The organism is Pseudomonas sp. 86_A, from assembly GCF_017491705.1.
GTDB lineage: Bacteria > Pseudomonadota > Gammaproteobacteria > Pseudomonadales > Pseudomonadaceae > Aquipseudomonas > Aquipseudomonas koreensis.
The window spans coordinates 1-23,689 of record NZ_JAFGYS010000001.1; the positions used below are offsets into that span (position 1 = coordinate 1).

At 62.1% G+C, this 23,689-nt stretch carries 21 protein-coding genes; 14 read left to right on the top strand and 7 right to left on the bottom strand.

The annotated features are described in order from the left end of the window. Positions 1-318: general secretion pathway protein GspC (locus J5M57_RS00005; RefSeq protein WP_207871942.1), on the bottom strand; the 318-nt coding region annotated here is incomplete at its 3' end. Between the two features lie 133 nt (positions 319-451). Between J5M57_RS00005 and gspH the strand changes: the two genes are divergently transcribed. Next, positions 452-904, top strand: coding sequence for a type II secretion system minor pseudopilin GspH (gene gspH / locus J5M57_RS00010; RefSeq protein ID WP_207850157.1), 453 nt, complete (start codon positions 452-454; stop codon positions 902-904). Beyond that, a complete protein-coding gene (locus J5M57_RS00015; protein WP_207850156.1) occupies positions 901-1,509 on the top strand; it encodes a prepilin-type N-terminal cleavage/methylation domain-containing protein in 609 nt (202 codons plus the stop codon). Before gspH ends, J5M57_RS00015 begins: the two co-directional genes overlap by 4 nt. A 173-nt stretch (positions 1,510-1,682) precedes the next feature. Here J5M57_RS00015 and J5M57_RS00020 read toward each other — a convergent pair whose 3' ends face one another. From J5M57_RS00020 to J5M57_RS00030, 3 genes are read right to left on the bottom strand one after another with little or no spacing between them, the layout of a single operon-like run. After that, positions 1,683-2,621, bottom strand: a complete 939-nt coding sequence (locus J5M57_RS00020; RefSeq protein WP_207850155.1) for a DUF4880 domain-containing protein — start codon at positions 2,619-2,621, stop codon at positions 1,683-1,685. A 44-nt stretch (positions 2,622-2,665) separates the two neighbouring features. Further along, positions 2,666-3,217: an RNA polymerase sigma factor gene (locus tag J5M57_RS00025; protein ID WP_064587847.1), complete on the bottom strand. Its 552-nt coding sequence runs from the start codon at positions 3,215-3,217 to the stop codon at positions 2,666-2,668. After that, positions 3,214-3,879 (bottom strand): secretin and TonB N-terminal domain-containing protein, encoded by a 666-nt coding sequence (locus tag J5M57_RS00030; protein ID WP_243435306.1) that lies wholly within the window; start codon positions 3,877-3,879, stop codon positions 3,214-3,216. Before J5M57_RS00030 ends, J5M57_RS00025 begins: the two co-directional genes overlap by 4 nt. 207 nt (positions 3,880-4,086) lie before the next feature. Between J5M57_RS00030 and J5M57_RS00035 the strand changes: the two genes are divergently transcribed. Continuing rightward, entirely contained in the window at positions 4,087-4,401 is a 315-nt protein-coding gene (locus tag J5M57_RS00035) for a hypothetical protein (protein ID WP_207850153.1), read from the top strand. A 293-nt stretch (positions 4,402-4,694) separates the two neighbouring features. Here J5M57_RS00035 and J5M57_RS00040 read toward each other — a convergent pair whose 3' ends face one another. Then, the gene (locus tag J5M57_RS00040) at positions 4,695-5,135 is read right to left on the bottom strand and encodes a carboxymuconolactone decarboxylase family protein (protein ID WP_207850152.1); all 441 of its coding nucleotides are present in this window, start codon (positions 5,133-5,135) and stop codon (positions 4,695-4,697) included. A gap of 310 nt (positions 5,136-5,445) precedes the next feature. Here J5M57_RS00040 and J5M57_RS00045 point away from each other — a divergent pair, with 310 nt between their 5' ends. From J5M57_RS00045 to J5M57_RS00060, 4 genes are all read left to right on the top strand, one after another. Next, positions 5,446-6,879: a PLP-dependent aminotransferase family protein gene (locus J5M57_RS00045; RefSeq protein ID WP_064587851.1), complete on the top strand. Its 1,434-nt coding sequence runs from the start codon at positions 5,446-5,448 to the stop codon at positions 6,877-6,879. Positions 6,880-7,002: 123 nt separating this feature from the next. Continuing rightward, complete coding sequence (locus tag J5M57_RS00050) at positions 7,003-7,296, top strand: putative quinol monooxygenase (protein WP_064587852.1); 294 nt, start codon at positions 7,003-7,005, stop codon at positions 7,294-7,296. Positions 7,297-7,551: 255 nt separating this feature from the next. Then, positions 7,552-7,953 (top strand): cupin domain-containing protein, encoded by a 402-nt coding sequence (locus tag J5M57_RS00055; protein WP_064587853.1) that lies wholly within the window; start codon positions 7,552-7,554, stop codon positions 7,951-7,953. Positions 7,954-8,194: 241 nt separating this feature from the next. Next, positions 8,195-8,908, top strand: a complete 714-nt coding sequence (locus J5M57_RS00060; protein ID WP_207849722.1) for an ATPase — start codon at positions 8,195-8,197, stop codon at positions 8,906-8,908. 165 nt (positions 8,909-9,073) lie between these two features. On the opposite strand, the gene J5M57_RS00065 is transcribed toward J5M57_RS00060, so the two are convergent. Both J5M57_RS00065 and J5M57_RS00070 read right to left on the bottom strand, forming a co-directional pair. Next, the gene (locus J5M57_RS00065; protein WP_083368882.1) at positions 9,074-13,969 is read right to left on the bottom strand and encodes an NAD-glutamate dehydrogenase; all 4,896 of its coding nucleotides are present in this window, start codon (positions 13,967-13,969) and stop codon (positions 9,074-9,076) included. Positions 13,970-14,448: 479 nt separating this feature from the next. Further along, positions 14,449-15,840 (bottom strand): hypothetical protein, encoded by a 1,392-nt coding sequence (locus J5M57_RS00070; RefSeq protein ID WP_207849723.1) that lies wholly within the window; start codon positions 15,838-15,840, stop codon positions 14,449-14,451. A gap of 325 nt (positions 15,841-16,165) precedes the next feature. On the opposite strand from J5M57_RS00070, the gene J5M57_RS00075 reads away from it, so the two are divergent. From J5M57_RS00075 to J5M57_RS00105, 7 genes are all read left to right on the top strand, one after another. Next, a complete protein-coding gene (locus tag J5M57_RS00075; RefSeq protein WP_169841473.1) occupies positions 16,166-16,519 on the top strand; it encodes a hypothetical protein in 354 nt (117 codons plus the stop codon). 269 nt (positions 16,520-16,788) lie between these two features. Then, entirely contained in the window at positions 16,789-17,748 is a 960-nt protein-coding gene (locus tag J5M57_RS00080) for a MoxR family ATPase (RefSeq protein ID WP_003218556.1), read from the top strand. A 5-nt stretch (positions 17,749-17,753) separates the two neighbouring features. Continuing rightward, on the top strand, positions 17,754-18,698 hold the full coding sequence (locus J5M57_RS00085) for a DUF58 domain-containing protein (RefSeq protein ID WP_207849724.1): 945 nt from the start codon (positions 17,754-17,756) through the stop codon (positions 18,696-18,698). Beyond that, positions 18,695-19,192 (top strand): DUF4381 domain-containing protein, encoded by a 498-nt coding sequence (locus J5M57_RS00090; protein ID WP_207849725.1) that lies wholly within the window; start codon positions 18,695-18,697, stop codon positions 19,190-19,192. The genes J5M57_RS00085 and J5M57_RS00090 overlap by 4 nt, the downstream gene beginning before the upstream one ends. After that, the gene (locus J5M57_RS00095; RefSeq protein WP_207849726.1) at positions 19,185-20,264 is read left to right on the top strand and encodes a VWA domain-containing protein; all 1,080 of its coding nucleotides are present in this window, start codon (positions 19,185-19,187) and stop codon (positions 20,262-20,264) included. The genes J5M57_RS00090 and J5M57_RS00095 overlap by 8 nt, the downstream gene beginning before the upstream one ends. Beyond that, positions 20,261-21,997 (top strand): tetratricopeptide repeat protein, encoded by a 1,737-nt coding sequence (locus J5M57_RS00100; protein WP_207849727.1) that lies wholly within the window; start codon positions 20,261-20,263, stop codon positions 21,995-21,997. Before J5M57_RS00095 ends, J5M57_RS00100 begins: the two co-directional genes overlap by 4 nt. Next, the gene (locus J5M57_RS00105; RefSeq protein ID WP_207849728.1) at positions 21,994-23,631 is read left to right on the top strand and encodes a BatD family protein; all 1,638 of its coding nucleotides are present in this window, start codon (positions 21,994-21,996) and stop codon (positions 23,629-23,631) included. Before J5M57_RS00100 ends, J5M57_RS00105 begins: the two co-directional genes overlap by 4 nt. Positions 23,632-23,689 lie beyond the last annotated feature (58 nt).

Consider the following 23,689-nt stretch of genomic DNA (forward strand, 5'->3'; position numbering starts at 1 on the left):
CTTCAACCCAGGCCCCACCCTCTCCCCCTGCAAAAAACTCCGCGGCGGCCCATCGTTCAAACTCAAAATCGCCACTGCCCCGCGACTCCCCGCCATCACCCCGCTCACCTTGATGTCCATCGGCGCCGTCTGGTTGGAAAACCACTGCAACGCCGGGCTGTCACTGCGCGCCGCGAGCATTTGTGGGGGCGCTGGTGGGGTGTGGGATTCGGCGGTGGTCAGGAGCAGCGACGACCAGGTCGCCACGCCGACCAGGGCGGCGAGCAGTGCGAGGGCCTGGACGGTTTGCGGGGGGGAAATGCGGGTGGTGAGCATCATGGGCTGAATCTCCTTTTAGTCCCTGCTGACAGGCTACGCGGCAATTCTCACGGTTTTATTTCACACGCCTTACATGTTGGCCGTGCAGGATGTTTTTTTGGGACGGGGCTGGACGCGAAGGAGTGCGCAATCGATGAACCGGTGCAGGCAGCAGGGTTTTACGCTGATCGAGTTGATGGTGGTGTTGGTGATCATCGGGATTGCCAGTGCGGCGATCAGCCTGAGTATCAAGCCGGATCCGCTGCAACTGCTGCGCAAGGATGCCGAGCGTGTGGCGCAGTTGCTGCAGGTGGCGCAGGCGGAGGCGCGCGCGGATGGTCGGCCGATTGTTTGGCTGAGCGATGGCAAGGGCTTTCGGTTCAGTCGGCGCAGTGACAGTGGGCGGGGTTTTGAGCATTTCAAGGATGACCCGCAGTTGCGGCCGCGCACTTGGCAGAGTCCGAAGCTGGAGGTGCGGGTGGAGCCGAAGCAGAAGGTGGTGCTCAACGCCGAGTGGATCAATCCGCCGCTGCAATTGACCCTGTCTGATGGGCTCAATCGGTTGAGTGTGCTGCGTGATGCCAGCGGAAGGATCAGTGTGCAATGAACGATCAACGGGGCTTTACCCTGATCGAGGTGATGGTCGCGATTCTGCTGATGGCGGTGGTCAGTTTGATTGCGTGGCGCGGGCTGGACAGTGTGACGCGGGCGGACAGTCATTTGCAGGCGAGCAGTGAGCAGAGTGACCGTTTGTTGCGGACGGTGAATCAGTTGCAGCGCGATGTGGAGATGCGCGCGGGGATTGAGTTGACCGAGCCGAAGAAGGTGGGCGTGGATGATGAGCCGCTGAGTGCGCCGCCGGCGATTACTGTGCGTAGCAGTGATAGCAAAGGGTTTCGGCTGGATATTATTCGCAGTGCGGCGGATCAGCCTGGGGCGTTGCAGCGGGTGCGTTGGTGGGTTAAGGGCGACACGTTGTTTCGGGCGGTGGCGGCGGCGCGGAGTCGGTATCCGTTGCCGGCGCCGGGGGCTGGGGTCGCGGTGTTGGAAGGTGTGAGTGATGTGCAGGTGCGGGTTTGGGAGGTGGATGAGGGTTGGCGGCAGTTGAGTGGGAATCGGCGGGAGGATCCGTTGGGGTTGGAGGTTCGGTTGACGCGGGAGACGGCGCAGGGGGTGGAGCGGTATCGGCAGGTGATGGGGCCGTTGGAGTGATACGTGCAGGAATTGCTGAAGACTGCGATCTTTTGATCCTTAAAGGCAAAATCAAAAGATCGCAGCCTTCGGCAGCTCCTACATTGGGATTGGGTTTGGTCAGTTTTGGGGTGGTTGGCTGTTAGGGCGTCATCGCTGGCAAGCCAGCTCCCACAGGGGTTGATGGTGTTGGGTTAGCTGAGGACGACCACGCCGCCCGGTAGTTCGGTGCATTTGACGCCGTAGGCATCGCGGATCAGCAGTGCGACGCCGGCGAGTTGGTCGAGGCTGAAGCGGGCCTGGACGCGGCGTTGGCCGAGTTCGCGGTTGAGCAGCAGCAACATGCCGGGGCGGTAGCGGTTGATCTCGTCGATCATCTGGCTCAGGGTCGCGCCGTTGAACACCAGCACTTGCTGGCGCCAGTTCATCACCGCCGCCGTGTCGACGCTTTGCACCGCCCCGACCTGCCGCCCGTCATAGGTCAATTGCTCACCCGGCTGCAAACGCAGACTTCGGCCATCGACGTTGACGTCCACCGAACCTTCAAGGCAGGTCACGCACACCTGTTGATCGGTGTTGCGCAAATTGAACCGCGCCTGGCTCGCGAGCAACCACCCGCCCCCGGCCTGCATCGCCAATGGCAGGCGCGCGGTCTGCACTTCGACTTCGCCGCTGACCAGTTCAAACCCCTGCACACCGTCGTCGCCAGAGCGCTGGTTGATGCGGGTTTGTGTGTTGAGTTCCAGGCTCACGCCATCCACCGGTTCGAAGCGCCGCTGCTGGCCGACTTCGGTGATGTAATCGGCGCCGAGCCCTTCGAAGCCACCGGGAATCGTGCCGCGCACCAGCAGGAAGGCTGCCGATGCCGCGATGGCACCGCCAAGAAAGGCCCGACGACCGAAGCGCCGCGGTGCCTGCAATTGCTCCGCCGCTGGTTGCAGTTGATGCCACAAGCGCTTGGCGTCTTCGAACGCGCGGGCGTGCTCGGGGCTGTGTGCGCACCACTCGCGCAGTGCGCGGGCGTCGGCGACGGTGGCGCGGCCCGAGGTCAGCAAGATCAACCAGTCGCGGGCCTCGCTGTGCAGACGCTCGGCGGCTGAAGGCTCGGCAGGTGTCAGACGAAAGATGTTCAAACGCGCAGATTCTCAACGGATTAATCGGGACTTTTTACCCAGCTTCATTCACAAGACGGTTTTCCGGCCCCGCGACCGAACCGCTGAAACACTTTTCTTTCCAGTTTCGCTGCGCAGTGGCCCAACGCGGCTTTGATTTCCTTCTCGACCATGCGTGTGGAGATGCCGAAACGCTGGGAGATTTCCAGGTGCGGCGCCTCCTCCAGACGCGCCGCGATGAAGATCCGCCGACGGCGTGCCGGCAGTTCGTACAAGGCGCTGAGCAGTGACTGGATTTCCTTTTGCCCACCCACGACTCGCGCCGGGTCCAGAGCCTCGTCGCCGATTTGCAGCAGCTCTTCGACTTCGCTGCCGGTGAGCAGGCGCGCATCGGCCTGACGTCGGTCGGCGGCAATGTTCAGCGCCATGCGATACAGGTAGGCATTGGGCCGCAGCAGGTTCGGCGGCGTTTCCATGCGGTCGACCCGCAGGTAGGTTTCGTGCAGCACGTCGTTGGCCAGGTCTTCCGAGCCGAGACGGCGTCGCAAGCGCACCCGAAAGTCCTCGTAGGACGTCAGGAACAGTTGGACCATTGAACCTTGTCCGGTGTCTTTCATCCCCCGGAAACTCCTTCCCATTTGGTGCATTCCATGCGTTTCCCTGACGACTCCGGTAACAACAGCAACGTGACCGGCTGACGCAACGCGCTGGGCGTCGGCCGGTCGATCCTGAGATTGCGAAAGCTCTCCACCAGCGCCGTATCGCGCCGTTCATCACCGGTGGTGGTGACCAACCGGTTGTGCTGCACCACGCCGTCCCGCCCGACCCAGACCTGCAACACCGCGCGATAACTGCCCGGACGGGTCAGCGGCGAGCGGCACAGGTTGCGCTCGATCGCCGCTTGCACGGCGGTGGCGTAGCTGCGACTCACGGCGGCGCTGGCCGGCGTGGGTTTGTCCACGGCCGACGGCACGTCCTCGACCTGCGCCACCTGCAAGGTGAACGCATCGTCGCGGGCGTAGCGCGCCATCAGCCCGCTGCCGCCGAGTAAACGGCGCAAGGCATCGGCGGCGGTGTATTCGCCATCGACCGCCAATGAGCGTCGGCCGCGACTCAACTGACTGTCGACCAGCACCGCCACCCCGGTGGCGTGGCTGTATTGATCCAGCGCTCGGGCCAGGTCCTGCGCCGGAATGTGCAGCGTCATGCGCAAGTCCGCCGGCACCGGTCCGGCTGTCACGCCGCCGCTCAACCAGCCAAGCAGCAGCCCCAGACCCAGCCGGTGCACAAGAGTCGCTGAACGCTGAAGACCGTCCCTGGAACTGCCTCGCTGCACGGCTGACGTACCCCTGAAAACCGTCATCCTGATGGCTGTTTATGAATCTGGTGTGACGGGCGGTGCAAAAAAACCATCACGGGATTTGCGCGGGGCTTGCACTAGACTCTTTGCGTAGAACGGCCCCTTCGGGCCGGCCAGGAGGCCTGCATGAAATCACTGTGGAAAATCGCCCTTGGCGGGCTGTTGTTGAGTGCATTCGTAAATGCCCAAGCCGAGCAACCGCTGGGCTGCGTGGACGTCACCGTGGGCGGCTACAAGGCGCCGAATTACGACTGCCTGAGCCAGCAGATGGGCAACAACCCCGAAGGCGCTGCCGCCGCCAAGAAAAACCAGGAAGCGCTGAATGTGCCGGTGAACAAGCGGCCACCGAATCAGGTCGGGCTGGCGACGCCGGCGGCGACCGGTACGCGGATGGGCAATACCTTCGGGACGTCGGTGAAACCGCAACGCCCAGCGAATTAGGCAAACATCAAAGTCAAAAGATCGCAGCCTTCGGCAGCTCCTACATTCGATCCCATGTAGGAGCTGCCGAAGGCTGCGATCTTTTGATCTTCAGTCGTTTTGGGCCTGGCGAAAGCTCACCGCCCACCGAACCGCAGAGCAAGCTTTGTGGCGAGGGAGCTTGCTCCCGCTGGGGTGCGCAGCGCCCCTAAACCTGCCGAACCGATTTTAACTGACAGACCGCATGCAAAGGTTTTGCGACTGCTGCGCAGCCGAGCGGGAGCAAGCTCCCTCGCCACAGGTTTAGGCGTTGCTCATTCGCTCGGTGTCTGGCGGAAGCTCACCGCCAACCGGTTCCAGCTGTTGATGGCGCTCACGGCCATGGTCAAATCCACCAGTTCGGCCTCGCTGAATTGCGCCTTGGCCTGTTGGTAGACATCGTCCGGCACATGGCTTTCAGCCAACAGCGTCACCGCCTCGGCCCAGCCCAGCGCGGCCCGCTCGCGGGGGTTGAAAAAGCCGCTGTCGCGCCACACCGCAAGCGCATACAAGCGCCGCTCACTCTCCCCGGCCCGCCGCGCGTCCACCGAGTGCATGTCGGTGCAGAACGCGCAGCCGTTGAGCTGCGAGGCGCGGATCCTGATCAGTTGCAACAGCGGCGCCTCGATGCTCAGGTCGCGGGTCAACGCTTCCATGGCGAGCATGGCTTTCATCGCCTTGGGCGAGGCGTTGTAGTAATCCAGACGCGGGGACATGGCGGTTCTCGGTAGACGGAATAATGACTTCACCGTAAACGCCGACAGCGATGCATTACAGCCCCAATTGCACGGAATATCGCTACACCAATAACCATCAGCCGAGCACAAATCCCTGTAGGAGTGAGCCTGCTCGCGATAGCGGTGTGTCAGGCAACATTGCTGTCGGATATGCCACCGTCATCGCGAGCAGGCTCACTCCTACAGGGGATTGAGGCCAATTTCGGGTTTTTCGGGTAGGCAACTATTGCCAATCAAACAACAGCGTTAATCTGACCGACACTTCAATCACCCCCGGAGCCGCGTCGGTATGGAACTTCACGTCGTGATCAATGGCCGCAAGGACCTGGCCGGTCAGTTGTACAACCAGCTGCGCGGCGCCATCGAGTCCGGGCGTCTGGCGGCGGGGACGCAGCTGCCACCGAGTCGCCTGCTGGCCGAGCAACTGGGGATCTCGCGCAAGACCATTTCCGACACCTACGCGCAGCTGACCTACGAAAACTTCCTCACCGGAGTGATCGGCAAAGGCACTTACGTCAACGCCCGCCCGGCGCAGGTTCAGCGCAAGCAAAGCCACACCGAACTGGCCAGTGCCGAGCTCATCGAGCGTTGGCGCAACCTGCCAGTGTTTCTCCGGCATCCGACGCTGGACGGCTCGCTGCGCTACGACTTTATCGGCGGCGCCACCAGCAAGGGCCAGTTCCCCCATGACGACTGGCGCCGCTGCGTCTCCCATGCGATGCGTCAGATGGCCGGGTCGAAAGGCTTCTACAGCGTGCCCGAAGGCCTGCCGGCCCTGCGCCATGCGATTGCCGGGCACATCGCGTTCTCCCGCGGGATCAACTGCCAGGACGAAGACATCGTGGTGTGCAACGGCGCGCAACAGGCGCTGGACCTGATCACCCGTGTGCTGATCAGCCCCGGCAGCCGAGTAGCGATGGAAGACCCGGGCTACCCGCCGGCGCGCCTGCTGTTTGGCACCCACGGCGCCGAAGTGGTCGGCGTGCCGGTAGACGCCGAAGGCATCGTGGTTGAGCAAATCCCGGAGGGCACGCGGCTGATTTATGTCACGCCGTCGCACCAGTTCCCGTTGGGCATGCCGATGAGCCACGCGCGTCGCGAGGCCTTGCTGGCCCGGGCTTATGAACTGGGCGCAATCATCATCGAGGACGACTATGACAGCGAATTCCGCTACGAAGGACGTCCCACCGATTCACTGCACAAGCTCGATCAGCGCGGCATCGTTGCCTACATCGGCACGTTCTCTAAGACCCTGCTGCCAGAGCTGCGCCTGGGTTACGCGATCCTGCCGCCAGCTATTCTCGAAGCGGTGATTCGCGCCAAACAGCTCACCGATCTGCACGCCTCGACCCTGCCGCAATGGGCGCTGGCCAAATTCATCGCCGAAGGTTGCCTGCTCAAGCACATACGCCGCTGCCACGGGATTTACGCCCAGCGCCGCGAGCGGATTCTGGCGCGCATGGCCGGCGACCTGTCGCCCTGGTTTGAGGTGGTGCCGGCCGCCGCAGGCTTCCACATGGCGGCGCTGTGCAAGGTGCCGATCGACCTGCCGCTGGTCATCGAGCTGGCGAGAAAGGTCGAGGTCGGGCTGTATGCCATCGACACCTTCCATTACCAGCAACCGGTGAAGAGCGGCCTGTATTTCGGCTTTGGCGCCATCGAGACGCTGGACATCGACATCGCCCTGGATCGCCTGCGCGACATCCTGCAACACGTTGCCTGAATAATTGGTCTGGGCGATTAGCCGCCGATTGGTTATTGGTGTTCAAGGGGGTCAGGCCTATTCTGCACAGGCGTTATCCCTCAATGAGCAGGATTCGTCCGGCCTGATTCAGGAGTGTGAGCAATGTCCAACGAAGTGATCAACACCGTCGAGTTGCGCGCCGCCGCCGGCCGCTCGGAAGAGCTCGGCCGGCAGTTGCAGAAGATCGTCGACACCCTGCGCGAAACACCGGGCTGCGACGCCTACATGGTCGACCGCTGCCCCGAAGACAGCCACCGCTGGATGGTGAGCGCACGCTGGCAGTCGGAAGCGGCGATGCAAGCGCACTTCAATCGGCCTGAGGCGCAGGGGTTTATTGACCTGATCGATAGCCGCCTGGCCAATAGTGTGGATTTCAACAGTTTCCCTATCGTCTGACCTTTCCATGTGGCGAGGGAGCTTGCTCCCGCTCGGCTGCGCAGCAGTCGCCAACCGGCCAATGCGATTCGTCTGAAGAAATCAGCAGGCAGATTCTGGGGGCGCTTCGCACCCGGCGGGAGCAAGCTCCCTCGCCACAGTTGTTTCTCGACCGGCCTGAATTGGTCACCCGATCTTCCCGAATATTGGCCGTTTGCACGCCCCGCCCCGCAGACTACTGTGGTCACCACCCCCTCCCCCAACTGGTGATCCGCCATGAAAGCCCTGCACCTCTTCACCGCCGCTCTCGCCCTGTCCATGTCCGCCGCTGCGCTGGCCCATGACCCATCGGAAAAAGTCACGGTCCTGCAAGACCAGATGCTGAAAAACGCACCCGGCAAAAAAGCCATGATGATCGAAGTCGACTACAAACCCGGGCAGTCCTCGATCGCCCACAAACACGACGGCACCGCCATGGCCTACGTGCTGGAGGGCGAGGTGATTTCCCAGGTGAAGGGCGAACAGGCGATCACCTACAAGAAAGGCCAGTTCTGGTACGAACCGGCCGGCTCGGAACATCTGGTGTCAAAAAACGCCAGCAAAACCAAACCGGCGAAGTTGTTGGTGTTCATGGTGCTGGCGCCGGACGAGCAAGTGCTGATCCCCTTGAAAAACTGATGGTTGTTTGCACAGCCATAAATAAAAAGGCGCAAAACCATGTTTTGCGCCTTTTTATTTCCCGTGGTCATTAACCGATTGGCCTTACAGCAAATAAAACTATTGCATCGCCTTAACCAGGAAAATTGTCAGCTTATTTACAGCTTGGCGGGTTTAGTCTGAATTAACTGTCGTGCGCCCGGTACACAGCGCCGCGACAACTCAGACTTTCCGACTGAAGTGGCTTCACGGGAGACTCACCATGAAACTTGCGTTTGCCAGTACGTTGGCGGTATCGGTTTTAGCCCTGTCCGCCTGCTCGGTGCCCACCGCACCGCAGGCGGTTTCCTCCCTCGATACGCTGTTCACCCAACCGGTCGGCCGCGGTAGCGCCGCCCAGGTGAAAAGCGGTCCCGGCGTATCGCTGGGCGTGGTCTACAGCCCCAGCACCCAGACCAACCGCGAATACCTGCGCAACTACCAGGCCAACGCCGGCACCGGTTTCGGCCAGAGCCTGCTGGTGCAGCCGATCCACGATGCCTACGTCAACACCTCGAAACCGGACATGGCGGTGGATTGGGTCAAAGCCTCGCTGCAGCGGCAGTTCGGCTCGGTCACGGTCTACCCGGACATTCAGAGCCTGCGTGCGGCACACCCCGACGTGGTGGCAATCGTCGACACCCACAGCCAGTTGATCACCTCGCGCAGCTCCGACATCAAGGCCGATGTCAGTGCGGACTTTTATGATGCGAAGTTGAACTACATCGGGACGGCGAAGGGTTCCGAGGCGAAAGAACTGACGCCGGTGTGGGCGGACTTCAAACGTTCGGAAGAGATCGTGGCGGATATTAATCAGCAGCAGGATGTGCAAGTTCGGGCGTTGCAGAAGTTTGATCAGTCGCTCAACAATTTAGTGGCCAGACCGGCGGACAAAGTGTCGATGCTGGATAGTAAACAAGATCAGAAGTTGTATTGATATAAAGGACGCCATCGCGAGCAGGCTCACTCCTACAGTTGGAATGCGTTCCCCTTGTAGGAGTGAGCCTGCTCGCGATGGCGCCGCATCAGGCACGAAAAAACCTTCAGGCACAAAAAAGCCCCGGCATCTCACGACACCGGGGCTTTCTCATTCAACCACTACTCAGGCCAGCTCAAGCTCGGCATTCGCAGCAGCCGCAGGCACCACCGCTTGCCCGCTCAACGCGAGGTCGAGCAGTTCGCGGTTGGCAACCGCATACATGGCGTAGTCCGTACCGCTCGCAGCACGGATTTCCACCAGCATGGCGCGCCAGCGCTCGATCATGCCTTCGTGCTGTGCCATCCACAGCGCCAGGCGTGCTTCCACGTCCTGAGTGCCGTCGCCCTGTTGCAGGACGGAGATGGTGATCGCACGTTGCTGCCAGTCGACGTCATCGCGGAACGCTTCACGGGCCAGAGCCTGCCAGTTGTTTTCAACCGGCAGCGCGCTGATCTGTTGCAGGTACCAGGTGATGTCCAGCGCACTGCCCACGGCGAAGTAGGCCTTGGCCACTTCGGCCGGATCCTGGCCAGTCACGTCGGACGCTTCGATGATCGGCAGCAGGGTGTACAGGTGCGAGGTACCCGCCACCATACGCGCCAGCAACTCCGGCACACCGGCCGCGACGTAAGCCTGATAACGCGCCTGCCAGTTTTCACGGATTTCGCCGCTCAGCAGTTCGTCCAGCTTCAGACCCAGCTCTTTCAGGTGAGGACCGAAGTGCGCGACGTCACGGGCAGCGTTCTGCTCGTTGCGGCGGGCACGCAGGAACCAGCGCGTAGCGCGGCGGCCTAGACGCATCAGCTCGTCCATCAGCTCCAGTTGCACGTCAGCGGAGACCTGGTAGTCCAGCGCTTCGATCTGACGGAACCAGTGCGGGAGGTGGAAGATGTCACGCACGATCACGTAAGCGCCGGCCACGTTCGCCGGGCTCATGCCGGTGGACTCTTTGAGTCGCTGAACGAAGGTGATGCCCATGTGGTTGACCAGGTCGTTGGCGATCTGGGTGCTGACGATCTCGCGCTTCAGGCGGTGACGACGCATGGCTTCGGAGAACTTGCTGACCAGGGTCGGCGGGAACGCCGTTTCCATGTCGCGGGTCAGGTAATCGTCGTCCGGCACCAGCGAACCCAGCAGCTGTTCCTTGAGGTCGATCTTGCTGTACGAGATCAGTACCGACAGCTCGGGACGGGTCAGGCCATGGCCCGCCGCAACGCGCTCGTTGATCTGCTCTTCGGTCGGCAGGAACTCGATGGCACGGTCCAGCTTGCCACGGCCTTCCAGATCGCTCATCAGACGCTTGTACTCGGCAATGCGCTCGTAGGCACGACGCGCTGCCAGGGACAGGGCCTGGGTCTGCTTGTAGTTGTTGCCCAGCACCAGACCACCGACTTCGTCGGTCATGCTCGCCAGCAACTGGTTGCGTTGCTTGTCGGTCATGTCGCCGGCCTGAACCACTTCGTTCAGCAGGATCTTGATGTTCACTTCGTGGTCGGAGCAGTCCACGCCACCGGCGTTGTCGATGAAGTCGGTGTTGGAACCGCCGCCATTGAGACCGAATTCCACACGACCCAGCTGGGTCATGCCGAGGTTACCGCCCTCGCCCACGACTTTGCAGCGCAGCTCGTTGCCGTTCACGCGCAGTGCATCGTTGGCCTTGTCGCCTACGTCGGCGTGGCTTTCGGTGCTGGCTTTGACGTAAGTACCGATACCGCCGTTCCACAGCAGATCCACCGGCGCCTTGAGCAAGGCGTTCAGCAGTTCGGTCGGGGTCAGCTTGTCAGCCTTGATGTCGAAGCGTTCTTTCATCTGCGGCGAGATGGCGATGCTCTTCGCGCTGCGCGAGAAGATACCGCCGCCTTCGGACATGATGCTGGTGTCGTAGTCGGTCCAGGCCGAACGCGGCAGGTCGAACATGCGCTGACGCTCGACGAAGCTGGTCGCCGGGTTCGGGTTCGGGTCGATGAAAATGTGCATGTGGTTGAAGGCCGCGACCAGTTGCAGCTTGTCGGACATCAACAGGCCGTTACCGAACACGTCACCGGCCATGTCACCCACGCCGACCACGGTGATGCTGTCTTCCTGAACATTGATGCCGCGCTCGCGGAAGTGGCGCTGTACGCCGACCCACGCGCCCTTGGCGGTGATGCCCATTTTCTTATGGTCGTAACCGGCCGAACCACCGGACGCAAACGCGTCACCCAGCCAGAAGCCGTAGTCGATGGCGATGCCGTTGGCGATGTCGGAGAAGGTTGCAGTGCCCTTGTCCGCCGCCACCACCAGGTACGGGTCATCGTCGTCATGACGCACGACGTTGGCCGGCGGCACCAGGGCGCCGTCTTTCAGGTTGTCGGTGATGTCCAGCAGACCCGAAATGAAGATGCGGTAGCAGGCGATGCCCTCGGCCGCGATCTCGTCACGGCTGCCACCCAGTGGCAGGCGACGCGGCAGGAAGCCGCCCTTCGCACCCACCGGCACGATGACCGAGTTCTTCACTTGCTGGGCTTTTACCAGGCCAAGCACTTCGGTACGGAAGTCTTCTTCACGGTCGGACCAGCGCAGACCACCGCGAGCGACGTTGCCGAAGCGCAGGTGCACGCCTTCGACGCGTGGCGAGTAAACGAAAATTTCGAACTTCGGTACCGGCTTCGGCAGTTCTGGAATGGCGTGCGGGTTGAACTTGAAGCTGAAGTACGACTTGTTCTGGCCGTTGGCATCGGTCTGATAGAAGTTGGTGCGCAGGGTGGCTTTGATCAGGTCCAGGTAACGACGCAGGATGCGGTCTTCGTTGAGCACCTGAACGTCGTCCAGTGCGGTCAGAATCGCTTGTTCCAGACGCTGTTGCTTGTCTTCCAGATCTTCGCTGCCCAGCTTGCGCGCCAGGTAGAAACGGGTCTTGAACAACCGGGTCAGCTCGCGAGCGATGTCAGTGTGGTTGTTCAGGGTGCTGGCGATGTAACCCAGGTCGAAGCCCAGACGAATCTGCTTCAGATAACGGGCGTAAGCGCGCAGCAGCGCCACGTCGCGCCATGGCAGACCGGCGGTCAGCACCAGACGGTTGAACGCATCGTTCTCGGCATCGCCACGGACGATGTGGACGAACGCGTCCTGTAACGTGTCGTTGAGCTGCTGGATGTCGAGGTCCAGGCCTTCGGCAGCGGTGAACGCGAAGTCATGAATCCAGAACTCGCGACCGTTGGTGTGACGCAGACGGTACGGGAATTCACCCAGTACGCGCAGGCCGAGGTTTTCCAGAATCGGCAAGACGTCGGACAATGCCAGCGGGGTGTCGGCGTGGTACAGCTTGCAATGCAGCTCGCGCTGGCCGGAGACCTGGCCCAGCGGCTGATAGAAGCTCATCACCAGCGGATTTTTTTCGTTCAGGCTCAGCAGGTGCTGCATGTCGACCACGGCCGAATGCGCCGCGAAACGCTCGCGGTAGCCCGCCGGGAAGCCTTTCGGGAAGTCTGCCAGCACGTTGGTGCCGTGGGCTTCGCCGAAGCTTTCGACGGTCAGTGCGGCGTAGTCGTCCTGCCAGCTGCGGCAGGCCTGTACGACTTCTTTTTCCAGCAGCAGCGGGTCGATGTCGATGCGGTTCTTCGGATCGACGCGCAGGATCAGCTGCACGCGGGCCAGCACGGACTCGGAGAAGAAGGTCCAGAACTCGCAGTCGGTGGCCTTCAGGCGTTCCATCAGGACTTGCTGGATCTTCTGGCGCACTTCGGTGGAATAGATGTCGCGCGGCACGTAGGCCAGGCAGTAGCAGAAGCGACCGTACGGGTCTTTGCGCAGGAACACGCGGATCTTGTTGCGTTCCTGGATCTGCACGATCGACATCACGGTGCTGAACAGCTCGTCGACCGGGGTCTGGAACAGGTCGTCACGCGGCAGCACTTCGAGGACCTGTGCCAGTTCCTTGCCCAGGTGAGCCTTGGACTGGAAGCCGGAACGGCGTTCGATTTCTTCGACCTTGCGGCGGATGAACGGGATGACCCGCACGCTCTCGCCATACACCGAGGAGGTGTACAGGCCCATGAAACGGTGTTCCTTGATGACGTTGCCGTCGGCGTCGATTTCACGGATCGACACGTAGTCCGGGTAGGCCGGACGGTGTACACGGCTCGGGTGCGCAGCCTTGGCGAACGACAGCAGGGTCGGTTCGCGCAGGTATTTCACCGCGTAGTCTTCGATGTGACGGTCTTCGTTGGTCAGGCCGGTGCGCAGCAGTTTGGTCAGACCGAGGAAGGAATTCTGGTCGTATTCGATGTGGCCGCCATCGGCCTGATCGACAACGGTGAACTCTTCGTAGCCGAGGAAGGTGAAGTGGTTGCCCACCAGCCATTCCAGGAAGCTCTTGATTTCGGTCTTCTCGTCAGCATCGACGGCGAATGCGCTGTGATCGAGCTTGGTGAGGATTTCCTGCACCTTGGCCTTCATCGGCTCGAAATCAGCGACCGCGACGCGCACTTCACCGAGCACCTGCTCCAGCTCTTTGCTCAGCACATTCAGTTCGGCCGCGTTGGCGCAGCGGTCGATTTCCAGGTACATCAGCGACTCGTGCAGCACGCCTTCGCCGGTGCTGCCTTTTGGCAGGATTTCCAGCAGCTCGCCCTTGCTGCCACGGCGTACGCTGAGCACGGTGGTCTGCAGGGTGTGGATGCTGTAGCCGCGGCGGTTCAGCTCGGTGCGGACCGAGTCGACCAGGAACGGCAGGTCATGGTGCAGCACTTCGACCGCGGTGTGGGTCGACTGCCAGCCATGACGCTCGTAATCGGGGTTGTAGACGCGCACTTGCGGTTGCGCGTGATCGAAGCGCTCAAGCAGGCGCCACGCGGAAAGAGTACAGCCAGCGAGGTCGGAGAGGCGACGTTGGGTCAGCTCGTCCAGGGAAATGATGCCGAAGAATTGTTCAGCGAACAGCGCCACTTGTGGCAGTGCCTGTTCACTGATGTGCTGCGCCAGTGCCGCTTGCAGTTGGTGCTGGAAGTCGGCTTTGCTGGCTGCGGTGAAGAACGCCATCTGTGGTACTCCGCTTAAGCTTGTTATTGATGGAAAGCGTCGCGTGCAACACCCCTTTCGGGGCTTGTGTCGCCCTGCTCCTGATTCTCGGGCAGAGGAAACAGGGGGACAGGTGGGTGAAGCTGGACGAGACACTCAGGTCACATTCACCTTCCATTGAATGGGCATCTGCAAAAACGACTGTCGGGGCTGCCGACAATGCCTTTACGGGTGCTCATCCGTTGCGCAGCTTAATGGGTGCGACAATGTGTCTGCTTGCGGTGCTGCGACATATTCGGTCATTGGCACGTAAACAAAGGATTTGGCACCGATAAACACTAGCAGTCATGGCGGAAAACGGCGGTTTGAATCCCCGGTTTACGGCACCCTTGTACCAAAAGCCGCGTTCGTGGCGTTACATATTCAGATACGAAAACGCTCCTGGCCGATCTATCGACCCGGAGCGTGGCATCAGGTTCAGCACAAGGCCTTGATACGAATCAGTCCGGCAACTCTTCGTAGGCTTTGAATCTGCTGATCGTGGCGCAGTCGTAACACATGGTTTTCACCACCAGCTTGTTCATGCTGGCATCAATGTTTGGAGAGTCGCACTCTCGGCAGAACATTTGCGAAAGATCGAGCAGGCCGCTCTCGTGCGCTGCGCGGGAGAAGAACTGCGGGACCAGCTCATCGCGCCAGTAGACGCCCGGCGCCTTGGAAAAGCCCGCACCGCTGTCCTTGAGCACCACGTCGTACAACAGCCGATGCAGCGCCGACTGCGGCACTCGAGAATCGCGATGTGCGTTCTTGCGCCAGTTGCGTGTCAGCGCGTCCTGCGCAGTACCAAGCATGTTGCCTGGAATGGTGTTGGCCGCATGATTGCGCCCTTTTGACTGACCGGTGGCGAAAAAATGTGCCGCGTTCTTCACCGCCAGCCTGGCGAAGTAAAAGATCTGGCTCACGGAGAAGTCCTGCAACAGCTGACCGACAATGGTTTCGGCACGAGACTCGGCGGTGAAGGTAAAACTCACTTCATTGGCCAGGATGCGAACGTATTGGATCGACTCCTCCCGGGCCATGTCGAAGATCAGCGTGTATAGCTCGCTTTTCCACGCTGGCTGTACGCCGTCGGACAACTCTTGGTACAGCGCAAGGTACAGGTTGGCGCGCGAGCAGCGCTGGCCGGGCTGCAGTGCCACGTTGGGGAGCCAATGCACGGCCGCGTAATCGATGATTCGGCAGCCGTCAGCCCTGTCGAACGCCTTGATGTCCGAATCCGTTTCGACTCGCAAGACCCTTGCCTCATGGAGCTCTTTGACCCATTGCTCACACAGTTCGCTGGTTGGCGCGAGGAACTCACTGCGTGAGGCGGCGCCGACGGGCGCAATCCATTCCACATTCGCCGCTGTGCCGTCATCAAGCAAGGCCAGCAATGTCAGTTTCTGAACAAACTTCAGTGATGCATAAGGCACCGGAGGACAAGGCGCGCCGTATCGCAACTCAAGCTCGATACGGTCCCGCTCGGCCTGAGCGGCTATTTGCTGCTGACGGACTTTCCTGCACTCTCTGCAGGTACAAGGTGCGCGCCGCCCCGGACCGGGCGGGAGATGCTGATGCTCGCAACTGATGCATTGAAACGGTTTGCGTAGTGAGACCGGCGTCCCCTTTGCGTGTCGACGAACCCACATCGGCAGGTCGCAGTAGGGGCAGGTCAGCTCCCGACTGACAATCGGCGGCAACACCTTCAGCAAACTGCGAACAGTGGCGGGGATCTGGAACTCGGCCATCAATTCGGCACTTTTCTCGCCGTTCAGATAGCGCTCGTAAATCTGCTCGATCTGCTCTTCGGACAGATGCCGCACTTCCTCGGCCCACTCGAAATATTGATTCAATTCAACGTTCCTTTTTCTCAGTTTTGGTCTGCGCACTCCTTTGCGTTCGAATGTAAACATAGTGGCAAAAATGACGCGAAAACAAGCGAATTTCCGTAAAAACCCAAAAAACGTCTACCACGACTTTTTCCTTACCATGGCGTCGGATCTTTCAGACACATCAAGCAGAAAACACCCTCGGAATACTCCTGCTTCATTCACCATTTCAATAATGCGCATTTAACCTCCAACCTCAGGTTGCCAAGATGTAGCAGCGGAAATCGTCCCGGGCTGGCAGAATCGCGCCCAATTGCGACCAACACGCCCGTCGAGGCAGGAATTCCCCATGCAAATGACCACCGCCCTACTGATCGTCAACCCGTGCGACGACGAAGAAGACAACATGGCCATGCTCTGCTGCCACAGCGACAAGGGCGATATGTTCCTGATGACCCGCTACCCGGACGAGGATGAGCTGGAGATCACCCTGGACGGCGAGCCTTCGACCCTCGACGGGGTGAAAGTCACCCTGAGCAAGACCCTGCTGAAGATCGAGATTGCCGCGACGGATGCCGATGCGCTGAATGGGGATGATGTGCTGGAGATCAGCTTCAATCCGGATATGGTGGATATGGATGAGGTTGTCGAGACCTTGACGAATATCCTCGACGGGACGGGTACCTTCATTAACGAAGTTTGATGGTGTCCGGACTGGCTCTATCGCGAGCAGGCTCACTCCTACAGGTCGGTGTACGACGATCCATTGTAGGAGTGAGCCTGCTCGCGATGGGGCCAGCACAAGCAACCAATCACTCCCCCGGCTACAAAATTCCAACAAATCCCCCAGTCATTTCCCGCACTTTGCGCAAAATGCCGTTAGTCGCCACCCCCCTCGATGGATTAAAGTAACGCCCCCAGCCCCGGCGTTATCCGAACGCTTGCGGCCACCCTTTCCAGGAACAGTCACCGATGGAACATCGTGAAGCGCTGCTGGCGCTGCGAACCTTTCTTTCAACGCAGATTCTCGGCCAGGAAAAACTCATCGAGCGCCTGCTCATCGCCCTGCTCGCCGACGGCCATATGCTGGTCGAGGGCGCTCCGGGTCTGGCCAAGACCAAAGCGATCAAAGAACTCGCCGAGGGCATCGAAGCCCAGTTCCATCGCATCCAGTTCACCCCGGACCTGCTGCCCGCCGACATCACCGGCACCGAGATCTATCGCCCGGAAACCGGCAGTTTCGTGTTCCAGCAAGGCCCGATCTTCCACAACCTGGTGCTGGCGGACGAAATCAACCGTGCCCCGGCCAAGGTGCAATCGGCGCTGCTCGAAGCCATGGCCGAACGTCAGGTCAGCGTCGGGCGCAGCACCTATGAGTTGTCGCCGCTATTTCTGGTAATGGCCACGCAGAACCCGATCGAGCAGGAAGGCACCTATCCGCTGCCGGAAGCGCAGCTCGACCGCTTCCTGATGCACGTCAAAATCGGTTTCCCGGACGCCGCCGTCGAACGCCGCATCCTCCAGCAGGCGCGTGGCGAAGCGCTGAATGGCGAGACCAAGCCCGAGCGCCGGGTCAGCCAGCAGGCAATCTTCGCCGCACGCAAGGAAATCCTCGGTCTGTACATGGCCGACGCCGTGGAGGAATACCTGGTGCAACTGGTCATGGCCACGCGCACGCCGGCCAAGTTCGACCCGGAAATGGCCGAGTGGATCGCCTATGGCGCCAGCCCGCGCGGCTCCATCGCCCTCGACCGCTGCGCCCGTGCCCACGCCTGGCTGGCCGGACGCGACTTCGTCAGCCCCGAAGACATTCAGGCGGTGCTGTTTGACGTGTTGCGTCACCGCATCATTCTGTCGTTTGAAGCCGAAGCGGCCGGCATCGATCAGGACCGGGTGGTGCAGCGGATTCTCGACGTCGTAGCCGTCGCTTGACCCCCATGAACGCCCCCCTGCCGTCCGAACCGGGCATCCGCATCAGCCTCACCGACCTGATCGAGATGCGCCACCGTGTGCGCGAAGTGCAGCTGTTTTCCACACCGAGCCAGCGCAGCCCGCTGATCGGCCTGCATCACTCGAAATTTCGCGGGCGCGGGGTCGACTTCGATCAGGTGCGGGTCTATCAGGCCGGCGACGACGTGCGCACCATCGACTGGCGCGTGACCGCGCGCACCCAGGAGCCGCACACCAAGCTGTTCCATGAAGAACGCGAACGGCCGATTTTCATCATGGTCGAGCAAAGCACGCGGCTGTTTTTCGGCTCCGGGCTGATGTTCAAATCGGTGCTGGCGGCGCAAGCGGCGGCGCTGATCGGTTGGGCCGCGCTCGGCCATAACGACCGCGTTGGCGGGCTGGTGTTCGGCGACAACGAGCATTACGAAATCAAACCGCGCCGCAGCAAACAGAGCCTGTTGCAGTTGCTCAACCGTCTGGTGAAGGTCAATCAGTCGCTGCACAGCGAACGCGAGCCGGACCGTGACGCCCTCGGCGCGGCCCTGCGCCGGGCGCGGGAAGTTTTGCGCCCGGGCAGTCTGGTCATCGTGATCTGCGATGAGCGGGCGCTGACCGACAGCGCCGAGCAGCAACTGAGCCTGCTGTCGCGTCATTGCGATCTGTTGCTGTTGCCGCTGTCCGATCCGCTGGATCACGCGCTGCCTGCCGCCGGACTTTTGAGGTTTGCGGAACGCGGCGCCCAACTGGAACTCGACACGCTGAATTTCGACCTGCGCCAGACCTATCGCGCTCAGGCGGAAGCCCGTATCGCCCACTGGGAATTGCTCGCGCAAAAACTGCGGGTGCTGCTGATGCCATTGAGCACGCAAAGTGAAATGGTCGAGCAGATGCGCGAGTTCCTCAATCCGCAGCGCCCGGGGAGCAGCCGATGAACGGCCTCGAGCAACTGCAACCGCTGATCTCCCCGCCGCCAATCGATTTCTGGCCACCGGCGCCGGGTTGGTGGCTGCTGCTGTTATTGCTGCCGCTGCTCTGCTTCGCCGCGTGGCGTTTGCGCCGCTTCATTCCGACCCGCAAACGCCCGATCATGCGCGCCGAACAGCCGCTGGACCCGGTGCGCATCGCTGCGCTGGCCGAACTGGCACAAATGCCCAAGCCCTACGACGGCGCACCGGCCGGGGCCTGGCTGCAGCAGCTCAACGGCCTGCTCAAGCGCCTGTGTCGCAACCATTACCCCTACAGCCAGAGCCACACACTCAATGGCCGCAAATGGCTGGCGTTTCTCGACAACCGTTGCCCGGCCGCCGGCCTGACGCGCTGGATGGTGCTGGTCGAAGGCGCCTACAAGCCCGAATGCAAACTCGACGACAAAGCCATCGCCGGCCTGACCCAAGCCGTTGAAACCTGGATTCGCAAACATGTTTGAGTTCGCCTGGCCGTGGATCTTTGTCCTGCTGCCGCTGCCATGGCTGATGCGCCTGGCGCTGCCGGTGGCCGACAGCGGCGAGCCGGCGTTACGCGTGAGTTTCCTTTCCGACCTTGAAGGCCTTGCTCGTCGACGCGCCCGGGCCAACTTGCCGGCGTGGCGTCAGCAAGCACCGTTCCTGTTGCTGTGGCTGTTGCTGTTGAGCGCCGCCGCACGCCCGCAATGGCTCGGCGAACCACTGCCGATTGCCGCCAGCGGGCGTGATCTGCTGGTGGCAGTGGACGTGTCCGGCTCGATGGATTTCCCCGACATGCAGTGGCAGGACGAGGACGTCAGCCGCTTGTCGCTGGTCCAGCACCTGCTCGGCGACTTTCTTGAAAGCCGCGACGGCGACCGGGTAGGTTTGATCCTGTTCGGCAGTCAGGCCTATCTGCAGGCACCGCTGACATTCGACCGCCACACCGTGCGCGTCTGGCTCGATGAAGCGCGCATCGGCATCGCCGGCAAAAACACCGCGATTGGCGATGCAATCGGCCTCGCACTGAAACGCCTGCGCATGCGTCCGGCACAAAGCCGGGTGTTGATTCTGGTCACCGACGGCGCCAACAACGGCGGCGAAATCGATCCGCTGACTGCAGCCCGACTCGCGGCCAGCGAAGGGGTGAAAATCTACCCGATCGGCATCGGTGCCGACCCGGAAGACAGCGGCAGCACCGGCCTGCTTGGGGTCAATCCGAGCCTTGACCTCGACGAACCGGCACTCAAGGCGATTGCGGCTGCCACCGGCGGTCAATATTTCCGTGCTCACGACGGCAAGGAGCTGCAAGCGATCAAGGACACCCTCGATCAACTCGAACCGGTGACCCAGCAACCGACCCAGGCGCGCCCGGCGCAAGCCTTGTATCAGTGGCCGCTGGCGTTGGCCTTGTTGCTGAGCCTGTTGCTGGTCGTCCGCGAATTGTGGCCGGACAACCCGCTGCAACGCCTGTTCACCAAGGAGCTGTATCTGCAAAGTCCGCTGCCTGACTGGCGTGAGCGTCTCAAACGCCTGCGTCTGCGGAGGCGCCGATGATCGCGCTCTGGCCGCACTGGTTCCGCCCGTGGTGGCTGTTGTTGCTGCCGCTGATGGGCTGGCTGCTCTGGCAGCTCTGGCACCGACAGAAACGCGCCGGGCGCTGGCAGATGATTCTGCCGCCGGCGTTCCACGCAACGCTGCTCAGCGGCGGCAACGGCCGCGACAGCAAGCTGCCGTGGGTCGCCCTCGGCGTCGCCTGGCTGCTGACCCTCGTCGCGCTGCTCGGGCCGAGCTGGGAGCGCGTCGAACAGACCAGCCAGAAACCTGCCGACCCGTTGGTGGTGGTGCTGGAGCTGACCCCGGAAATGCTCGCCACCGACTCACCGCCCACCCGACTGGAACAGGCCCGGCGCAAGCTGTTCGACCTGTTGCAGGCACGCAGCGATGCGCAGACAGCGATCGTCGTCTACGCCGGCAGCGCGCACACGCTGGTGCCGCTGTCGGATGACCTGGCGACCAGTCGCAATCTGCTCGACGCCCTCAAGCCGTCGCTGATGCCGGAAAGCGGCCACCGCGCCGACCTCGGCGTGAGCAAGGCGCTGGCGTTGCTCAAGCAAGGCGCGCTCGGTCAGGGGCGGATTCTGCTGATCGGTTCGTCGCTGACGGAAGAAGAACGCCAAGGCATTCGCCGCGCCCTCGGTCAGCAATCGGCGCAACTGCTGATGCTCGGCGTCGGCACCGCCGAAGGTGCGCCGATTGCCCAGGAGGACGGCAGTTTCCTCAAGGACGAACAAGGCGCGATCCGCGTGCCGCAACTCGACAGCCCGAGCCTCGGCGCGTTTCTCGCCAGCGTCGGCGGCGAATACCACAGCGCGCGGCTGGACGAAACCGACCTGCGTGCGCTCGGCCTGCTCGACGGCCCGCGCAGCCTGCGCGACGATGGCCAGACCGTGCGCCTCGACACCTGGGCCGATCAGGGTTACTGGCTATTGTTGCCGCTGTTGCTGCTGGCTGCCTGCGCCGGACGGCGTGGCTGGTTGTTCTGCCTGCCGCTGCTGCTGTGCCTGCCGCAGCCGAGCTACGCTTTTGACTTCGAAGACCTGTGGCTGCGCCCTGACCAACAGGGCCTGCACTTGCTCAAGCAGAAACGCCCGGCCGAAGCGGCCCAACACTTCGCAGATCACCAGTGGCAAGGGGTGGCGTTGTACGAGGCCGGCGATTACAGTGGCGCCGCTCAGCGTTTTGCCGAGGGCAGCGACGCCCGCGCTCACTACAATCGTGGCAACGCCCTGGCGAAAAGCGGTGAGCTGGAAGCGGCCATTGATGCCTATGAACAGGCGCTGGAACTGCAACCGGACCTGCGCCCGGCGCTGACCAACAAGGCCCTGGTGGAAAACCTGCTGAAGCAGAAAAACACCCCGCCGCCCGCCGAGCCGGAAAGCAAGCCCAGCGGACAGAGCCTGCCCGGCGATGAACCGCCGCCCGCGACCGCACCGCCACCGACGGCCAACAGTGAAACCCAGAGCGAGGCGCAACCGGCCGAGTCGGCCAGCGAACCGCCGCCGACCACCCCGCCGCAGCCAGGCCCCAACGAAGTGCCGGGCATTGATGAGGCGGAAGAAACGGACACCGTGCCGACGCTGCGCCCGAGCGAAGACAACCTCGAAGGCGAGCAACGTCAGGCACTGGAACAATGGCTGGGCAAGATTCCGGACAATCCCGGGGAATTGCTGCGACGCAAATTCTGGTACGAACAGCAACAACATCAGGATCAGGAAAAAACTCGATGACCCGTTTCACCGCTCTGTTGCTGCCCCTGCTGATCTGCACGGCCACCGCCCACGCGGCCGAGCTGACGGCCAGCGTGGATCGCAGTCGCCTGAACTCCGGCGAGACGGTCGAACTCACCCTCGAAACCAACGACGTCACGCAGTTCGGCAAACCCGACCTGACCCCGCTGGACCCTTTGTTCGAGGTGCGCGGTACCCGCCAGGTCAACCAGTTGAACACCCTCAGTGGCGACAACCGCGCCACCACGCGCTGGATCATCACCCTGCTGCCGAAAGAGAACGGCAGCGTGGTCATCCCGGCGCTGCAACTGGGTGATGTGCAGAGCCAGCCGATCACCTTGCAAGTGGTCGAGAGCGACACCCGCGAAGAGAAAAACAACCCGGCCCCGGTGTTCATCGAGGCCAGCCTCGACCAGACCAGCGTGTACGTGCAGGCGCAGGCGATCCTGACCCTGCGCATCTACCACTCCGTCTCGCTGTACGACGACAGCAGCCTGACCCCGTTGCAAATCAACGATGCGCGGATCGAGCAACTGGGCGACACACGCACCTACGAGAAAGACATCAACGGCGTGCGCCATGGCGTGATCGAGATGCGCTACGCGATCTATCCGCAGCACAGCGGCCTGCTGACCATCGCCCCGCAAACCTTCAGCGCCACGCTGGTCGACACCCAGCCCAGCCAGGACGCCGCTGCCCAGGGGCCGAAACCGGGCAAGCTGCTGCACGTCAACTCCGCCGAAATCCCGCTGACGGTCAAACCGAAACCACTGACCTACCCGGCCGATGCGCCGTGGCTGCCCGCGCGCAGCCTGAGCCTGAGCGAAAGCTGGAACCCGGAGCCGGATCACACCCAGGTCGGCGACTCCCTGACCCGCAGCCTGACCCTGAAAGTCGAAGGCCTGGCCAGCTCACAATTGCCCGCCCTGCCCGCCACCGAGGTCACCGGCCTGCGTCGCTACCCGGATCAACCGGTGCTGAGCAACCAGAGCGGCGAGCGCGGGCTGATCGGCAGCCGTGAAGAACGCGAAGCGCTGGTGCCCAGCCGCAGCGGCAGTATCGAGTTGCCAACCGTCGACGTGGTCTGGTGGAACACCTTCGAAGATCACCTGGAACACACCAGCCTGCCGGCGCGCACCCTGCAAGTGGCGAACAACCCGAGCCTGCAGGTCGACACCCCGGCCGGCAACCTGCAACCGAGCGCCGTCGATAACGATGTGCTGTGGTGGTGGAAACTCAGCACCCTGATCCTCGCCTGCACCACCCTGCTCGGCTTCGGCCTGTGGTGGCGTGCGCGCTGGCAACCGGCAATCCACCGCGCCGCACAAACCGGCCCGAGCCCACGCACGTTGCTGGACGACATCAAACGGGCGAGCCAGGCGAATGACCCGCAAGCGACGCGGCAAGCACTGGATGCGTGGGCGCGGCAGCAGCCGGAGACGCTGGCGGATATGGCGGCGCGGTTTGTGCCGCTTTCCGACGCCCTCGACGGCCTCAACGGCGCGCTCTACAGCGAGACCGGACAGCATTGGCAGGGTGAAGATCTGTGGCGGGCGATCCGCACGATTCCGGCGGCAGAGCGGGTGCAGGACCCGGTGGGTGACAGTGGGTTGCCGCCGCTTTATCCGAAGTAAAAAGCAAAAGATCGCAGCCTGCGGCAGCTCCTACACATATCTCTGTAGGAGCTGCCGC

Coding starts and splice junctions, on each gene's coding strand:
- J5M57_RS00095 (WP_207849726.1), top strand. CDS start 19,185: ATGTTTGAGTTCGCCTGGCCGTGGATCTTTGTCCTGCTGCCGCTGCCA.
- J5M57_RS00035 (WP_207850153.1), top strand. CDS start 4,087: ATGAAATCACTGTGGAAAATCGCCCTTGGCGGGCTGTTGTTGAGTGCA.
- J5M57_RS00025 (WP_064587847.1), bottom strand. CDS start 3,217: ATGAAAGACACCGGACAAGGTTCAATGGTCCAACTGTTCCTGACGTCC.
- J5M57_RS00085 (WP_207849724.1), top strand. CDS start 17,754: ATGAACGCCCCCCTGCCGTCCGAACCGGGCATCCGCATCAGCCTCACC.
- J5M57_RS00050 (WP_064587852.1), top strand. CDS start 7,003: ATGTCCAACGAAGTGATCAACACCGTCGAGTTGCGCGCCGCCGCCGGC.
- J5M57_RS00045 (WP_064587851.1), top strand. CDS start 5,446: ATGGAACTTCACGTCGTGATCAATGGCCGCAAGGACCTGGCCGGTCAG.
- gspH (WP_207850157.1), top strand. CDS start 452: ATGAACCGGTGCAGGCAGCAGGGTTTTACGCTGATCGAGTTGATGGTG.
- J5M57_RS00080 (WP_003218556.1), top strand. CDS start 16,789: ATGGAACATCGTGAAGCGCTGCTGGCGCTGCGAACCTTTCTTTCAACG.
- J5M57_RS00075 (WP_169841473.1), top strand. CDS start 16,166: ATGCAAATGACCACCGCCCTACTGATCGTCAACCCGTGCGACGACGAA.
- J5M57_RS00090 (WP_207849725.1), top strand. CDS start 18,695: ATGAACGGCCTCGAGCAACTGCAACCGCTGATCTCCCCGCCGCCAATC.
- J5M57_RS00105 (WP_207849728.1), top strand. CDS start 21,994: ATGACCCGTTTCACCGCTCTGTTGCTGCCCCTGCTGATCTGCACGGCC.
- J5M57_RS00055 (WP_064587853.1), top strand. CDS start 7,552: ATGAAAGCCCTGCACCTCTTCACCGCCGCTCTCGCCCTGTCCATGTCC.
- J5M57_RS00060 (WP_207849722.1), top strand. CDS start 8,195: ATGAAACTTGCGTTTGCCAGTACGTTGGCGGTATCGGTTTTAGCCCTG.
- J5M57_RS00015 (WP_207850156.1), top strand. CDS start 901: ATGAACGATCAACGGGGCTTTACCCTGATCGAGGTGATGGTCGCGATT.
- J5M57_RS00040 (WP_207850152.1), bottom strand. CDS start 5,135: ATGTCCCCGCGTCTGGATTACTACAACGCCTCGCCCAAGGCGATGAAA.
- J5M57_RS00100 (WP_207849727.1), top strand. CDS start 20,261: ATGATCGCGCTCTGGCCGCACTGGTTCCGCCCGTGGTGGCTGTTGTTG.
- J5M57_RS00065 (WP_083368882.1), bottom strand. CDS start 13,969: ATGGCGTTCTTCACCGCAGCCAGCAAAGCCGACTTCCAGCACCAACTG.